The organism is Legionella brunensis, assembly GCF_001467025.1.
In the GTDB taxonomy this organism is placed as follows: domain Bacteria; phylum Pseudomonadota; class Gammaproteobacteria; order Legionellales; family Legionellaceae; genus Tatlockia; species Tatlockia brunensis.
In genome coordinates, this window is record NZ_LNXV01000004.1 from 352,015 (window position 1) to 368,906 (window position 16,892).

Sequence of the window (16,892 nt, forward strand, 5' to 3'; positions counted from 1 at the left end):
CTTACTAATTCTAGAATCAATACAAAATTGTTCCAAAATTTTTCAAATTGGATTCTTTTTAAATCAACAGAGACTGTCTTTTAAAAAATTGTCCGGCACAAAGGAGTCCATTTAATTAAAGTAAAATCTTAATAATTACTTAAGATTAGTTAAGTAAACTATATCTTCAGTTTGGATATTGTTGGGGAAATAATGGGGCGCAGAGTAAAGCAAGGGGATTACACAACAATCGACGCAAGTGGCCTTGGGAAATTTGCAGCACGACTTAAGTCCATTGTAGAATCGCTTCAATCAAAACTCATCTCTCAAACTTCTGAAGAAAAGCCAAGCCCCGAAACAGAATTCACACAAAAACAACTAGCCGCTATTATAAAAGCAATAGAGTTGTTCCATAAGATTGCGCCTAAATTTGATAAAGGTAAGGATCCTGGAGCACTATCTCTACTTACAGATAAAGACATTTGGAGTTTAGATGGTGAGATCGATAAAATTAAGATGGACCTAGGTTCTATTCGCTATATTATCTATAAATCGTTAAAAAAGAATTTAGCAGATATATTACAACGCACGTATGAGAATGTCAGAGAAACTAAAAAAAATTCTTCTCCAGTAGTGGCAGAAAAATTTAAGCAAGAACTAAAGGCGGTTATCAGACAAAATTTGGAAAATTTTGATCAAGAGGTAATGCCTTGTAAAAATTTAAATATCTATCTAGAGGAAATTGATAAGCTCATTGATGACTACGATATTACCCTGTATTTAAACAATGGTTTTGATAAGAACAAGTTGGAGAAAACTTTAAAAGAGCTACTCGCAACAGGTTTTGGGAAAAAGGATTTGACGGTAGGTTTTAAAGTTGTTCATCCAGCGTTCTATGAATTAGTAGTTCAACTCATGATGGCTATAGAAGAAGTATCACCGTCGTTAGAGGAATTCATCTCTTTTCTAAATCCAGCTGCACTTAGTAATCCTAAATTGTCCCACGTGAAAAGTGGCACCAGTGATTATGTCTATAAAATGGATGATGGCGTTTACAACTTCGAACAACTTTATAGAGAGTATAGAGATGTGGAATTGGCATTATTGCTTTCGTCTGAGTTGGTAACTTATTTTAATGATTATAGTAATACACCCCATGTGCGCAATGAGCGTCTCAAAATGAAACTCATTCAAAGTTTTATTGAGCTTGAAAAAGAACAGAGTGAAATTAAAGTTACGCAATGCCTAGAAAATATTGAGAATAAAGTAAATGGAGAGATTAGCGAAGAAAGACAGCTTGAAGAATGCTTGAAGGTTTTCGATAAAGAAATTACGCTTAAATTGCAAGTGTATAAAAATACAAATTTTGGCGAATTAATAAAATTGTATCCTAGTTTGACACAACAACTAACTTCAACTGATGTCGTTGATTCAAGCTATACAAATTTCCCACTCCCTGAAAAAATCATTTTAGAAGGAAGACAGCTTTTTGTTCTATCGCCTGTGCAAAGTCTACTTGCTGAGAACTTACAGGCTCAGAAAGGAAATCTTATACTACAATATCATCAAAGAAAAAATGACAGCATCGCTCAACAATTGGAAAAGTTTACGCAAACTATTCCGAATGTAGATCTTTTAAAAATTAATGACTTTAGTAGTCTTGAAGGGCTGGAGGAAGGTTTAGCTGCTATGCAGCAAGCTATTGAGAGTTTATCAACCCTACATAGCAAGCTTAATCCTTTGCTTGAAGGTTTAAACCCACCTTTTTATTGTCCTGAGTCTCTAAAACCTCAACTTTATTCTTCAATTGTTGCTGGTTACAAAAGCAGCAAAGAAAAAATTACAACCGTTGAAAATGCAATTTTAAAAGCTCAGAGACTGCTAAAAACTCAAGAACGAGAATTAATTGGACATTTGGAAAAAGAAAAAGCTGCTAAAGCTTTCCAAGAAAATATGAAGTCAGCCAACCGAGAGGCCTTGCTATTGTTACTCGCAGAAAAGAAAAAGCTACTTGCAGAAAAACTTAGCGAAGAAGAGAAAATAAAAGAGCAATTACACAATCTGGAGATGAAAGAACAAGAGGCTTTTGTTGTAGCATCATCGGACAGTTCATTAGAGGTAGACGACCCACTCCAACAAGAGATAAGCAGCCGAGCATCTATGGTTAAAGCTCTTCTTGAGAATCTAACAAACCATAAAGAGACTATATTAAAATTAACCTCTTCTACCCCCGATGAATTTGATAAATTATTTACAACGGCAAGTTTAGAGTCTAATCAAGCTGGGGGAGCAGAAACTTGGATAAATACTTTAATTTCAGAGGCAGAAAAATCTTGCTCTCAGCAAGAAACAATCATTCTGCAATTAAAATCCAAAGAGTTAACTTTAAAGGCGCTCTTTGCTGTAAGTAAATTGGTCATGGATGGTCAATATGCAGGTGAACCTCTTGCAAAAGAAATCGATAAACTTAAAGAATTAAATGTTTTAAAAAGTATATATGCTGAAGCAATAGAAACAGAGAAGTCTAAAGAAAAAAAGATTTTAGATATAATTAAAACTGCATTTAAAAGAGATTTTGGCTTAGTGATTTTAGCAAAAATATTAAATGTAGATGTGAAAAATTTAACTGAGAACCTAGAAAGTTTATCTGGACAGCTAAGTACTCAAGAGGCGTTGGTTCAAAAACAAATTACTTGGCACCAAACCACAATAAGTAGTAACAAACTGTTTAATGAGCACAGATCTCAATTGAACAATATTAAACAAGCGACTGCCGATATAGTTCTTCTTGGTAAAAGTATTGAGAAGCACACTCAAGAAAGGAAAGATGAAATAAAAAAGGCTATTGCAACCCTTATGGACGCACTTAAGTTACTTAAAAAAGACATGACTGATTTAAGTGCAGAGATAGGCATTCTTGAAAAAATTGAAAAATTAATTTCAGGCAATCAAAATTTAAATGAGCTTCTAAATTCTGATAGGAAAGATTTAGATAACAAATGCACAGAGGCAGAAAATCAATTTAGTACTCTTATCCAAGAATTGGCCGAATTGAAGAAATTGATAGAAAGCTCAACCAATGTTGATAATTATTTGCCCAGCATTACTGCGATTAGTTTTCTTCAAGAAACAGCAGGAGAGCGAATTGTAAAAATGAAGGTGGCACGCTTTAATGAAGAGTTTAATTCCATTGCAGAGGCTCTTGAATCTCTTCCTCAATCGCATTTTGATAGCGTTTTATCCTTAAAACAGCTGTTAGAAAAGTTTAATCTGCAAAGCGAGTCAATTATCTCTGCATTCACAACGATTGGCTTACTGCGTAATAATTTAGCAAAACTCAGTAAGAAGGATGAAAATAGCTGTTCAGTAATTCCTGAGGTTGATTCTGAGTTGCAACTAACTCGCACGAATTTGTATGATCTCTTGCTGCAAAAGACTCAAGCGATTTTAGAAGGTTATCGAGAAGAGCTTGACCTAAAAACTCAACATCTAAAAATTATATTTGACGAGACTCGGGTTAATTATGAGCATCATGATTTAGAGCTGAAAAAATTAGAGACTTATTTATCTGCGTCAAGAAATTCTGAGTTATCTGACCTTAAAGTTGTTTTAGAGAAATTACAACCAGCGAGCAAAGAGAGCTTAAACATTTTAGAGATTGTGCAAAATAAAATTGCTGAGCTCAATAAACAATATAAATCAAGTGTTGTAGTTTTAGAAGGACAACGAGCACGTATGGTGTCAAGACAGGAGTTGTCAGAGCAATTTATGCAAGACTTACACAATTACGAAACAAAGCGAGCGGAAAAATATAGTTTTAAAGATAGATTTATTAGTAATCAGGATGCTTTAAAGCGAAAAGAATTTATCAAGGATTTATCAGAAAAATTACAACAATATGCAAACTCAGGAGATAGCCGATCAGTTCTGGAGTACATTGCTCAAGAGAGAGGTAACTATTCAGGGCTTACCTTGCAATCTTTACTGAGTCGATTAGTTATCAATATTAAAGTCTTAGATAAAAAATTACCTGTTGCCCAGGATAACTATACTACTACTGAGGAATCAGAGACAATTTATACGAAAGAACAAGTATTAGAAAGGCTTGAACAGACTGAAGTCACTTATCCTTTGTTGTATAAGGAGTTTGTTAATTTATACCTTAAGATAGAGCGTCTTGAGCGACACGGAGAAAAAATTGGCGGTCAAGATGGTGAAGTCGCTACCAATTTAGCAGCTACTTTACGTGGAAAAGTTGATAGGGTGGTCATCCAACAGTCTAATAAAGCATTATCTTCGGGTGAGTATGCTGCCTTTCATGCTGATTTTATAGAAAATTTACATAGTCAGGATGATATTATGTCTAAACATCGAGCGTTCTGGAAGCCATTCGTAGTTAATATGGTTGCTGCATTACTTACTGTAGGAGTCGCTCTAGGAGTCCATAAGTTACTCACAGGCCGTGCTTCGTTCTTTGGTGATACCAAACGTTTGCAGCATATTCAGGAACTCGATGTGGCTGTTTCAAAGGTCGCAGATGCTGCTCCTGCTGCCTAGAAATTTGTAGATCTGTCACAAGATTAGACTAAATAGTAAATAGTCTAATCTTGTAATAAGAGCTACTTTAGGGCTTCTGTAAAGACTCGATTACAGCGCCTAAAAATCGTGTTGCTTCACCACCAGTGACCGCGCGATGATCAAAACTTAAAGATAAGGGTAATAAACGATGTTTTTCAATCTCGCCCCCTGGATTAGCAATAACTCCTTCATATAAGCGTCCTACTGCCAAAATAGCAACCATAGGTGGCACAATGATTGGACTTGCAAAACGACCAGCAAATTTTCCAAAATTTGATAGAGTAATCGTTGCACCTTTTAAGTTTTCTGCAGCTACTGTACGATTTTGCACATCTTTTTTATAGCCGTTAATCATCTCTCGCAATTGTGCATCACTGTGCTTGGCTGCATCATGAATGACTGGTACAAATAAACCATCGGTGCTATCCATTGCCAAGCCTAAGTTAACTTCTGTAAAACATTTGCGGGCACTATGACTTGTATTAAACCAGGAATTCAGTGCTGGTTCTTTTTTACAGGCAGAAACGATTGCCTTAATAAGGCGAACAGTAATGTCGTTTTGTGGTAACCAACACTCAATGTCTGCCTCATCAAAAATGCTAACGGGTACAACCTCTTGGTGGGATTGTACCATGCTGCTTAACATTGCTCGACGCACTCCACGTAATGCTTCATAACCTTCAGGTAATTGAGCTTTCTTGTCTGCGGCCATTTGCACATCTTCACGGGTAATAACTCCATGCTCACCTGTGCCAGACAGAGATTTGATTTCAACACCAAGTCTTTTCGCAAGTAATCGAACAGCGGGTGTGGCTCTAACTCGTTGAGACGTTGAATGACTTGCGCCGATTACAAAATTATCTTCACTAATGTCTGTGCTTTCTTCAAGGTTACCAACTACTGTTCCTTTATCAGAGCGTGCAGACTCAGTCTCTGCAAAGCCGACTAAAGGTTCTCCGGTTTTAATAACATCACCAGGCTTACCAAATAATTTGACAATGGTCCCACTTTGAGGACAGGGTACATCCACAACAGCTTTAGCAGTTTCCATTGAAGCCAGAGGCTGATCAACTTGGACTGTATCACCTTCTTTTACAAACCATTCATGAATTTCAGCATCAGGCAAACCTTCGCCCAAATCAGGTAAATTGAATATATTCATCATCACTCCATTATGCTCATGACACTGTCTTTAATACGGGAAACACTCGGGATATAATTTTTTTCCAATTGGAAATAGGGCATCACTGTATCGTATCCTGTTACTCGTTGAACGGGTGCCAATAAGTCAGATAACAAGTTTTCCATCAGTTGTGCAGAAATTTCGGCACCTACGCCGCAAGTTTTTGCACCTTCATGTACAATCACACAGCGTCCTGTTTTCTCCACAGAGGCCATGATGGTTTCCATATCAAGAGGTTTTATTGTCGCAACATCGATGACTTCACAAGAGATTCCCTCATCCTTTAGTTGTTTAGCTGCCTGCAAGGTTTCGTGCATACTGGCTCCCCAACTAACTAAAGTAACATCTTCTCCTTCTTGTAAAGTAAAACATTTACCTAAGGGTAAAGCTTGGCCATTATCTTCCACGGGTTGTTTAACTAGTCTGTAAATTCGCTTGGGTTCAAGGAAAATAACAGGGTCAGGATTTCTAATAGCAGCTAACAATAATCCATAAGCTCTTTTAGGTGAGGAAGGAATAACGACCTGTAATCCCGGAATATGAGCGAATAATGCCTCTGTGCTTTCTGAGTGATGTTCGGGAGCGCGAATACCACCGCCGAAAGGGGCACGAAATACGAGAGGGCAATGCAATCTTCCTCGTGTTCTGTTGCGCATTCGTGCTGCATGAGAAATAATTTGATTCATTGCCGGATAAATAAAACCCATAAATTGGAATTCCGCAACAGGTTTCATGCCTTGTAAGGACATCCCTACAGCCAGGCCAGCAATCATTGATTCAGCTAGTGGAGAGTCGAATACACGACGTTCACCAAAACGCTCCTGTAGACCTATCGTAGCACGAAATACACCGCCATTTTTACCAACATCTTCACCAAAGACAACAACGTTTTCGTCATTAGCAAGTTCATAAGCAAGTGCTTGGGTAACTGCTTCAACAAGAGTTATATCAGGCATGAGCTGTATCCTCCATGGCTATTGCACGTTGTTCAATTAAATAGTCAGGCAATTCAGCAAAATGATAATCAAATATACTACTAATTGGTTGAGGAGGCTGACTCATATACTCATTAACCGCTTGCTCAATAACCTCACGACTCTCTTGTAGTAAAGCTTCTTCTTGGTTTGCATCCCACATCTGCTGCTGTTCTAGGTAATGCTTAAATCGACTTATGGGTTCTTTTAGTTTGGCTTGTTCAACCTCTTCGCAGGGTTGGTAACGAGTCGCATCATCAGCAGTTGTGTGATCGCAGAGTCTATAAGTTAATGCTTCAATCAATGTGGGACCTTCACCTCGACGAGCCTTTTCAATGGCATCACCAATAACTTGACGGCAAGCTAAGATATCATTGCCATCAATTTGAATGCCGTCAAATCCAGCAGCAATCGCTTTTTGCGCAACTGTTTGCGAGGCAGTTTGTTTTGATAAAGGCACTGAAATAGCCCATTGATTGTTATTGACAACAAATACAACGGGTAACTTCCAGGTTCCGGCAACATTCATTGCTTCATAAAAATCGCCTTCAGAAGTGCCTCCTTCTCCAAGACAAACCACAGCAACGCGGGGTTGATTGCGATATTGGAAAGCAAAAGCCACACCTGCTGCATGTAAACATTGTGAGGCAATGGGAACACAAATAGGTAAATCTTCTGAGTTACAAGCAAACTGACTGCCTCGTTCATCACCGCCCCAGTAGGCTAAAATTTCAGACATTTTTACACCACGCTGAAATTGGGCTGCATAATCACGATAGTAGGGTACAAACACATCTTTTTTGTGCATGGCATGACCAATAGCTGTTGAGATCGCTTCTTGGCCATTTATCGGTGCATAAGTTCCCATTTTACCTGTGCGCTGAAGGGCAATGGCTTTTTTATCAAAAGCCCTGGTGCGAACCATTACACTATATAATTCCTTCAAAACATTTTTATTGGTAGCAAAGGAAGGCAAAGTGCTTGAAGGTTCACCCCGTTCATTAATGAACTGGATAAAAGGTATTTCAAAATGGGCGACTGTTGTCACGGCTGTCTCCTTGTTAACAACGCCGCCATAGGATACTCACAATTGCTTCTAAAAACTAGGGACTATCGGCAAATCTATCAAATAACGTATAAATTTGTCCTGGGGTCTTCCTGTTTAGTTTGCTCATGCGAATGCGCAAGCTCTTCCAGTTGCTTCTCAATAAAGTCCATAACAAAATTTACTGTTTCAGAAACTAAATCCTTCTTTTTGACTTTTTTAGAGCTTAAGTGTTCACTTAATTGATTAGATAATTTTCCTATCAAGGCTTTAGTTAGGTAGAAATCGCTATCACAACTTTGGACTATACCAATATGTCCTTTGGCGTTAGATTTGCCTAAGCAAGTTTCTCTAATTGCAAGAATAAGTCCTTTCACAGTTTCTTCAGTTAAAGCACTGATAGAGGTCTCTTTCTTATGACCTTGCAATTTTAATTGATAGATTTCATGAATTAATTGGTAACAAGAAGAGAAGTGACCAATAGATACTACCTTATTGGAAATTTGCTCCTGCATTGTTTTCATACGAAGGTCAAATTCATATTCAAGTCGTCCCGATTCGACTGTTAATTCTCTTAAAAGATTAAGTTGTTCAGCAAAAAATATCTGAGCTTTAGTATCTAATTTATATTTTAACAATTCCAATCGCTTCACAATGTCAATATCCTGTGTCAATTGCTGAGCCTTCATATCGGAAGCGATGAAAAAGATGAGGCCTCTTAGCATAATGTTGACACGAGCAATACGCTCTTGCTGAACAGCAAAATCAAACTCATGACTATCGTTAAATAATTTCTCCCTTTCTTCTTGCGGCAATTTTTCATAAGAAGTTGGGCCTAAGTTGAAGCGTTCATTAAGCATGACTTTTTCTACCATATTGCGCAAATAGGCAGCAAATTTGGGTGGAAGATCTTCGCTATCTGCTATTTCTTCGTAAAGGGGACTTAGAATTTCATTAAAGAGCACGCAAATAATTTCCATTTGCTTCTTCTTTATAGGATAAATGTTATCGTTTTTTAGATATTGAAGTCCTTTTACTAGATCGAGTTCGGATTGAATTAAATCAACCTGACGGGTACTTGCATCTGATTTATTTTTTTCACTGAAGTAGTTTAAGCAACTAAGTGTATTCCCCCATTCTCCTGGAGATGTTTTGCGAGAAATAAACGTTTCTACATGGAGCCCTTGTGGGTGCTCCTCATCTATTAGGGAACTGGATTTCCCGCTATCATTCGTTGTTTCTTTAGATTTAAAAAATGAAGGTGTACGTGTAGGGGAATGTAATTTTTTTATATCGCTTATTTCGTGAATAAATCTCATCTGATTTGTTTTAACAAATGTCTTCATGTCTTCAATGACGACATTTCCTTCACTATTGACAGTAATGCCGTTAAACTTTTTAAGGTATTCGATTAGGTCGGATTTCTCATAGACTTCATCAGCACTCGTTAACTCTAGGGTACAGACTGCTTTATGAGTCTCTGGATTATAATCCCAAATGAAGGGATGGCCGTTTGTATAAGTGATCGAGCTAAAACAAATTTTCATAAAATTCCAAAGGTGAGGAAAATGATGCCAACTGTACAATGTTGAGCCACTTGTGTAAAGGTTTTTTATTGAAAATTTGTACAAAAAGGGTTTGTTATGACTGTTTCTACAATATTTAATCTGAATTATACGGATAACTTGCTTAAAAATTATCAAAATTTGGCTAAGCTTCCTAGTTTTGTTCTTCTAGAAAGTAGTGATAGGAAGCATGGACGCTATGATATTTTAAGTGCTTATCCATACGAACAAGTTAAACTTGAACAAAATTCTTCTTGTATAGAAATGGTTTTTGAACGAGTGCAGGAATTGATGCCCACGACGACTAAAACCATCGACTTACCTTTTCAAGGGGGGGCTATAGGTTATTTTTCTTATGATTTGGGAGCAAAACTATCTAATATCCATTCTGCACCACATGCCAGTTTAAAAGAAATGCCTTTAATGAATATTGGTTTTTATGACTGGGCTATCATTACTGATCATCATTTGAAAAAGGTAATTTTATTTTCGGCTAATACACGTCCTGAAACGATGTCTATAACTAAGGAAATTTTAGCACTTTGGAATTTGAATGGAGCTGAGAATGAAACGTTCAAATTGAAGGCGGTGTTTAGTCCCGTTATTTCTAGATCACAATATCATGATGCATTTAAAGCAATTTATAAAAATTTGCAGGATGGGCGGTGTTATCAAGTAAATTATACGCAGCCGTTTAATGCTGTCTATGAAGGGGATGCTTGGGAGATGTATAAGCAGGTCCGTAATAAGAATCCTGTTCCATACTCTGCATTTTTACACCATGAAGAAGGCGATATCTTAAGTTTTTCTCCAGAACGATTTTTAATGCTTGATAACAATTTATTGCTGACATCACCGATTAAAGGCTCCGAAAAGCGCGCAACAGATCCGGTGATTGATAAACAATTACAAGAGAGCTTGGTTGCAAGTAGTAAAAACCGGGCTGAAAATGTCATGATTGTTGATTTATTGCGAAATGATTTAGGGAAAATCGCTTGCCCGGGTTCTGTTTTGGTCAAAAGCTTATGCGAAATTCAGAGTTTTCCTGCAGTGCATCATTTGGTTAGTCATATTGAGGCCCTTCGTAGAGAAGAGGTATTACCATTACAAGCCTTTAAAGCTTGTTTTCCCGGAGGATCTATAACTGGTGCTCCTAAGTTAGAGTCCATGCGTGTCATTGCTGAGCAGGAGCTTTATAGCCGTAGCGTTTATTGTGGAAGTATTGTTTATTTTTCTAGCCATGGTCGTTTTGACAGTAATATCGCAATACGTACTGTTATTGCCAGAAATGAAATGTTACATCTTGCAGCTGGAGGGGGGATAGTTATTGACTCCAACTGGGAAGATGAATACTGTGAATGTTATACTAAAATTGCTGCGATTCTAAATGGGATTCGAAACGCTAGATAAAACTGTTTTACGAAGAACAGCCTCCGTTCTTGTGCTGCATGATCTTTCAAATGATTCATTAATCTTAACTCAACGAAGCTTAAAATTACGACATCATCCGGGAGAGGTTTGTTTTCCTGGAGGGAGATGGCAAGAGGGCGATGAGAGTCTTTATGCAACTGCATTAAGAGAATTACATGAAGAGTTAGGAATACCCTCATTAAGGGTAAAATCTCCAATGGCTATGGCTCCGGAACGTACTTTAACAGGCTTTCTAATTTATCCATGGTATGCTTCTTTGGAGTCGTTACTTCCTTATTTTCCTGATAGCAATGAAGTCATTGATGTTTTCAATTTGCCTATGGACGAAGTAAAAAACATTAAACATTATCAAGAAATTGTAGTAACTCGTGATGGTCTTCATATTAAAAGTTGTCAATACACTGCAAGTTCACATTTTGTTTGGGGAGCAACCGCTCGTATCATGAAGCAACTTTGCACTCAGAAATAAAGGCATATCAAGTTTGAACTGAGTGTTTGTCCTAATGTCCCACGATTTTAACCGCGGGGCATTAGATTTTGCGTGAAAAATAATTAAGCAGCTGAGACTTCTTCCGTTTTTAAAGCTCGTCGTAACACTTTACCAACATTAGTTTTAGGTAACTCACTATAAAACTCGATAATTTTCGGGATTTTGTAAGCGGTTAGATGTTCACGACAATAGGCAATAATTTCTTCAGCTGTTAAATTTGGATCACGCTTAACGATACAAGCTTTAACTCGTTCACCTGAATCCTCATCGATCACACCTACGACACCTACCTCAAGTACTCCAGGATGCATGCTAATGACCTGTTCAACTTCATTGGGGTAGACATTGAAACCTGAAACATCAATCATGTCTTTTTTGCGGTCAACAAGATAGACATAACCATTTTCATCCACACGGGCAATATCACCTGTTTTTAAGAAGCCATCGGCAGTAAAGACCAAAGCAGTTTCATCAGGTCTCTGCCAGTATCCAGCCATTACTTGAGGGCCTTTGACACATAACTCGCCAGCCTGTCCAGGAGCAACTTCTTTATCCATGGTGTCACGAATAGTAATTTCAGTAGAGGGTAGGGGCAGGCCGATACTACCATTATATTCCTCAAGATACATCGGATTGATAGTCACTGCAGGGCTGGTTTCTGTGAGTCCATAAGCTTCAAGCACACGAGTTTTTGTTTTGTCTTTCCATCTTAAGGCAACACTTTTTTGTAATGCCATCCCACCTGAGAGTGCAAGCTTAAGTTTTGAAAAGTTGATTTCGTTAAAGCGAGGATTATTTAAAAGTGCATTGAATAAAGTATTGACACCGGTAATGGCTGTAAAATTACTGTTTTTAATTTCTGATATAAAATGGGGAATATCTCGAGGATTGGTGATTAAAATATTTTTTGCACCTGCTTTAAGAAATGTTAAACAGTTCGCTGTTAGCGAGAAAATATGGTACAGGGGAAGTGCAGTTACGATGATATCTTCGCCGTCTATTGCTAAGGGAGCTATCCATGAATAGGCCTGTAATACATTAGCAACCATATTCCCATGGGTTAAAATTGCCCCTTTGGCAACGCCAGTTGTTCCTCCTGTATATTGCAGAAAAGCAATGGATTGATGGTCAAGTTGAGCAGGCTCTAAGTGACCTGACTCACCTTGTTGCAAAGCTTGATTAAAAGGAATGGCATGGGGAATATGATAACTGGGTACCATTTTTTTTATATATTTGACTACTGCATTGACAATAGTTTTCTTGATAAATGGAAAAACGTCTCCAATTTGAGTAATAACCACATGTTTAATTTTCGTGTTAGGTAATGCTTTCTCAACTGTTTTTGCGAAATTAGCAAGAACAATAATAGCCTCTGCACCAGAGTCATTCATTTGATGAATAACTTCATCGCTGGTATAAAGTGGATTGGTGTTAACTACAACATATCCTGCCTTTAAAATTCCAAATAAAGCAATGGGGTATTGCAATACATTGGGCATCATAATGGCAACACGTGCCCCTTTTTTTAAGCCTAATTGCTGCAGATAAATGGCAAATTGGGTACTTTTCTTATATAGTTCTGCATAGGTTATAGAGCTACCTAAGTTGACATAGGCAACTTGAGATGAATATTTACGACAAGACTCTTCAAATAAAGCTACTATAGATTCGTATTCATTAGCATCAATAGTGTGAGGAACGCCCTTTTGGTAATGTTCTAACCAAACTTTATCCACGTTTATATCCTTCTGTTATTAATCCCCTCATGATAGTATAAACAAAAAACAGGGTGATGGATATCGTGATTATGGTTGATAATTTATTGAAATCACAGGCTTTTAAGCTTAAGGGTAGATTATATACATTTACAGTTTTGCAATTATTAAGCCGAAATTGCGCTCTTTTTGAGCAGCAGCTCATTGAGGTGATTGCAAAAGCGCCTCGTCTTTTTGACAAAACACCAGTTGTATTGGACTGTAGTGCTGTAGAAGAAGGGGATATTGATTTGCAAGCTTTTTGCCGCTGCATGCGTGAACATAATCTGTTGCCGGTTGCTATTCAAGGAGCAAGTCCATTATTAGCTACTTTGGCGCAATGCCAGGGATTAGCCGTATTAAATGCTTCATCAGCTCATGACAAACCTCTTCTTGAGGAATCCGTACAAGAGTCTGCAAATGTTGAACCTATTAAAACAAAATTATTAACTACTCCTGTACGTTCGGGACAACAAGTAGTGAGCAAGGGAGGCGATTTAGTCATTACTGCTTCTGTAAGCCATGGTGCTGAATTACTTGCTGATGGCAATATTCATGTTTACGGTGCTTTGAGAGGCCGGGCTTTGGCAGGCATCTCAGGAGATAAGCAAGCACGTATTTTTTGTCATTCGTTAGAAGCAGAACTTGTTTCGATTGCCGGATTTTATCGCTTAAGTGATGCCATAGAATCCCATACTGGACCTTGTCAGATTTATTTGCAAGATGAGCACATTCAGATAGAAGCACTATGTTAGATGCTGTTTTTATTTCAGATTTGCACTTACACCCAGCGGAAGCTGAAATTAATGCTCGGTTTAATGCTTTTATTGATTGGGCTGCTGCTCATACAAAAGCTGTTTATATTCTTGGCGATTTTTTTCATGCTTGGCCTGGAGATGATGGGCTCGATGCTTGGAGTAAAACAATCGCACAGCGACTAGCTTGGCTAGCTCAACAAAAAGTTCTTATTTACTACCTCCACGGAAATCGTGATTTTTTATTAGGCAAGAAATTTGCTGATTTAGCAGGCATGACTATACTTTCAGAGCCTGCTATTCTTACATTCGACTCTGACATTAGACCTCTTTCGAAACACGCTGCAGTAGAGCTTCAAAAGAAATCTATTATGTTAGCACATGGGGACCGATACTGTACTTTAGATAAAGCACACCAAAGATTTAGAAGACTAACTAGGAATCGCTGGTTTGCTAAGATTTTCTTATGCTTACCTTTTTCATTACGAAACAAAATAGTGAATAAAGTAAGGCAGCATAGCCAAACCAATAGGACTAAAACGGCCATAGAAATGGATGTAGTAGTGGAGTCTATGCTTCAGCACATGCTAAAACAGCATATAAATATTTTAGTTCACGGACATACGCATAAGCCAGGCTTAATAAATTATCAGTATAATAATAGTATATATCAACAGTATGTTTTAAGTGACTGGGATGAAAGTCCGAGTCTACTGTGTTATGATAATACAAATGGCTTTAATTTTATTCGCCCCGTATAAAGGAGAGCACAATGGTAAATCCTTTCAAAAAGAAACCACCAGAACCACCTAAGACCTTTAGTGAATCGGTAATGCGACAGCAGACTGCGCTAAATACACAGAATAATGAAGCGCAAATAGCGAACCAAAAACACTTAAAGAAAGCTCTGTATAACGAAAAAACAAATAAAGAAAGTGCTCAACTGTGGGAACAGGTTGATAAAAATTGTCAAGAGCTTCTTGATGGAAAATCTGAGGCTTATTACCAATGGGAAACCGGGATGAACCGTATAGCCAATCATCTTAAAGTTTTTCAGGAAGCACTCGCTAAATGGACTGGTAATACAGATCTCCCTAATCCCTTCTGGGATAAGACAAAAAAAGATGTGTTAAACGTAAAACCCCAAGTTAGCTATCATGTTGCTATGGATGATACTGGGCAGATCAAATCCCAAGCAGTAGTTAATGGTCAACCTGTTGGTGGAAGAGACCAAAGGCTGTTTGATATGGCTTTGTTTAGTTGGGCTGATAAGAATAATTATCGACTTCAAAGAATTCCTAATGATCCCGAAGGCCGTTTCAGCTTAACACATAAGACAACTGGGCAAGTCTTAAGCGATAAAACTGTTTTTGATAATTTGAAGAAAGACCCTACCAAAGGGTTGCATAGCCATCTAAGTGATATGCATGCTTTAAAGTTAGAAGAAAATGATTCTTTTCGTCCAACAGGGCCTTAACTAATTGATTGAGGTATACCGCTATGGAAGCGGAATACCTTATCTTTTGAATTGATAAACGCATTTTCAATCTGTAAAAAAAACTCCACTCGTTTATCAATTTTGCCGCCATAAAGTTTGGCTAGATTCAAATAATCTTGAAAATGACGTGCTTCAGATTTTACTAAAGAGGCATAGAATTTCTTTAACTGCATATCGGTAAGTACGGGGATGAGCGCATTAAAACGTTCACAAGAGCGTGCTTCTATAATAGCGCCTACGATCAATTGATCGCATAATCGCTGTATACAACCACCTTTGGTAACCTGTTTGTGCATTTTTTGAGCGTAATCTGAGGGCGGTAAAGGAGTAAAGCTAATTTGGCGTTCGGTCATTAGGTTGATAACTTTTTCGAAGTGCAATAATTCTTCACGTGCCAATGGTGACATGACTTCAACAAGCTCTGGTCTTTCCGGATATTTACTAATGAAATTAACGGCAGTAGCTGCTGCTTTTCGCTCACAATGAGCATGATCAATTAAAAGAGTAGGTAGGTTTTGCGAGGCTGCATCCAACCAGGCAACAGGTGTGGGAACACGAAGAAAGTCAATTAAAATTTGCAAATCGCTGGCAAGTGGGCTTAGCATGATGAATTACACTATACTCTTTAAAAATAGAGCGTTATATCACAGACTGTTGCAAAATCATATTGGGTGAATAATGAGCGAAGAAGTAGAAAATGATTTATCGGAGTGGCTGTCGACCTATGGTTTAATTACAGCCGAGCGAATTTTAGAGCGCTATAAGATACGACTTCAGCAGGAAGATCTTGCTAGTGCGATAAAAAGTCCAAATACTTTTTATCACCAACTAATGCGTGTACCGCTAAAAAATGTATTAAATGGGATAATTTTACAGCAAGCCCATGACTATCAAGTTTATGCTCAAAAATTGTTTATTGATTATTTACTATCCGGTGAAACAACTAAGAGCGAAGAGTCTCCTGGTGGAGGCACTCGTGAGGATCTCGAAAATGAGAGACAAGTTTTGGTAAAAATAGGTACAGAGTTTCATGACCAAGAGCTAGCTCATAGTAATCTCATTGCTGAAAGCCAGCGTAGCCTTATTAAATTAGCGGACGAATGGCAAAAAGTTTTGTTAGCTGCAGCCAAGAAAATTAAAGTAGGGTTGCAAGCTCAGCAAATTTTTATTGGTGAAATTTCAATAGTTCAAGCAATCAATATCTTATTGATTATGCAGGATTTCACGAAAGAGTCAGGGGTAAGTCTTAAGGGGGAGAGTTGGGAACGGGTTGAAAAAATAATCAATCAACATCTTAGCAGTGATTTAAGACAAATATTTGTAGATCAAATAGCTAAGCTTCGAGAGTTTATGATGCAAACGGAAGAAACTCTAACAAATTTTATTGATAAAATAGCGGCAATGACTGCTTCTTTGAGGGAGTTTCGTACCAGATTTTATGATCTAATTTTAAAGACCAACGACTTAGTTAAATTACTTCCTGAGTATCGTGCTGATCCGGCGCAAACTGAGGAAAATCGTGCATCGCTTTATTTTGATACAGCGATTGGTGAGCAAAGTTAAGTAAAAAAGACCTAATGCTCGTTGAAGATTTATAGGGTTTTTGTAGCAATGACAGTAGATTCAAAAGTGGAGAGAAT

The 16,892-nt window shown here is 37.8% G+C and carries 13 protein-coding genes; 7 read left to right on the forward strand and 6 right to left on the reverse strand.

Translation table 11 applies throughout. The features are described from left to right. The first annotated feature begins 192 nt into the window (after positions 1 to 192). Entirely contained in the window at positions 193 to 4,536 is a 4,344-nt protein-coding gene (locus Lbru_RS03215; protein ID WP_058440733.1) for a coiled-coil domain-containing protein, read from the forward strand. A gap of 67 nt (positions 4,537 to 4,603) precedes the next feature. On the opposite strand, the gene Lbru_RS03220 is transcribed toward Lbru_RS03215, so the two are convergent. The 4 genes from Lbru_RS03220 to Lbru_RS03235 all read right to left on the reverse strand — a co-directional run bounded on the left by Lbru_RS03220 (position 4,604) and on the right by Lbru_RS03235 (position 9,306). Further along, positions 4,604 to 5,719, reverse strand: a complete 1,116-nt coding sequence (locus Lbru_RS03220; RefSeq protein WP_058440734.1) for a dihydrolipoamide acetyltransferase family protein — start codon at positions 5,717 to 5,719, stop codon at positions 4,604 to 4,606. Between the two features lie 2 nt (positions 5,720 to 5,721). Next, a complete protein-coding gene (locus Lbru_RS03225) occupies positions 5,722 to 6,696 on the reverse strand; it encodes an alpha-ketoacid dehydrogenase subunit beta (protein WP_058440735.1) in 975 nt (324 codons plus the stop codon). Continuing rightward, positions 6,689 to 7,762, reverse strand: coding sequence for a pyruvate dehydrogenase (acetyl-transferring) E1 component subunit alpha (gene pdhA / locus Lbru_RS03230; RefSeq protein WP_058440736.1), 1,074 nt, complete (start codon positions 7,760 to 7,762; stop codon positions 6,689 to 6,691). Before pdhA ends, Lbru_RS03225 begins: the two co-directional genes overlap by 8 nt. Before the next feature lie 77 nt (positions 7,763 to 7,839). Next, complete coding sequence (locus Lbru_RS03235; protein ID WP_058440737.1) at positions 7,840 to 9,306, reverse strand: hypothetical protein; 1,467 nt, start codon at positions 9,304 to 9,306, stop codon at positions 7,840 to 7,842. A 96-nt stretch (positions 9,307 to 9,402) separates the two neighbouring features. Here Lbru_RS03235 and pabB point away from each other — a divergent pair, with 96 nt between their 5' ends. Then, complete coding sequence (gene pabB / locus Lbru_RS03240) at positions 9,403 to 10,734, forward strand: aminodeoxychorismate synthase component I (protein ID WP_058440738.1); 1,332 nt, start codon at positions 9,403 to 9,405, stop codon at positions 10,732 to 10,734. After that, complete coding sequence (locus Lbru_RS03245; protein WP_065235413.1) at positions 10,712 to 11,224, forward strand: NUDIX hydrolase; 513 nt, start codon at positions 10,712 to 10,714, stop codon at positions 11,222 to 11,224. Before pabB ends, Lbru_RS03245 begins: the two co-directional genes overlap by 23 nt. Positions 11,225 to 11,307: 83 nt before the next feature. Here the strand turns inward: Lbru_RS03245 and Lbru_RS03250 are convergent, their stop codons facing one another. Next, entirely contained in the window at positions 11,308 to 12,981 is a 1,674-nt protein-coding gene (locus Lbru_RS03250; RefSeq protein ID WP_058440739.1) for an AMP-binding protein, read from the reverse strand. Positions 12,982 to 13,052: 71 nt separating this feature from the next. Here Lbru_RS03250 and minC point away from each other — a divergent pair, with 71 nt between their 5' ends. Genes minC through Lbru_RS03265 form a run of 3 tightly spaced genes read left to right on the forward strand, consistent with a single transcriptional unit; the run spans position 13,053 to position 15,231 of the window. Next, complete coding sequence (minC, locus tag Lbru_RS03255; RefSeq protein WP_058440740.1) at positions 13,053 to 13,754, forward strand: septum site-determining protein MinC; 702 nt, start codon at positions 13,053 to 13,055, stop codon at positions 13,752 to 13,754. Beyond that, the gene (locus tag Lbru_RS03260; RefSeq protein WP_058440741.1) at positions 13,748 to 14,515 is read left to right on the forward strand and encodes a UDP-2,3-diacylglucosamine diphosphatase; all 768 of its coding nucleotides are present in this window, start codon (positions 13,748 to 13,750) and stop codon (positions 14,513 to 14,515) included. The genes minC and Lbru_RS03260 overlap by 7 nt, the downstream gene beginning before the upstream one ends. Positions 14,516 to 14,526: 11 nt before the next feature. Beyond that, complete coding sequence (locus Lbru_RS03265) at positions 14,527 to 15,231, forward strand: hypothetical protein (RefSeq protein ID WP_058440742.1); 705 nt, start codon at positions 14,527 to 14,529, stop codon at positions 15,229 to 15,231. On the opposite strand, the gene Lbru_RS03270 is transcribed toward Lbru_RS03265, so the two are convergent. Next, positions 15,228 to 15,857, reverse strand: a complete 630-nt coding sequence (locus Lbru_RS03270; RefSeq protein WP_058440743.1) for a MiaE family protein — start codon at positions 15,855 to 15,857, stop codon at positions 15,228 to 15,230. The two genes, Lbru_RS03265 and Lbru_RS03270, sit on opposite strands and share 4 nt — an antisense overlap. 73 nt (positions 15,858 to 15,930) lie before the next feature. On the opposite strand from Lbru_RS03270, the gene Lbru_RS03275 reads away from it, so the two are divergent. Continuing rightward, positions 15,931 to 16,815, forward strand: a complete 885-nt coding sequence (locus tag Lbru_RS03275; protein ID WP_058440744.1) for a hypothetical protein — start codon at positions 15,931 to 15,933, stop codon at positions 16,813 to 16,815. Positions 16,816 to 16,892 lie beyond the last annotated feature (77 nt).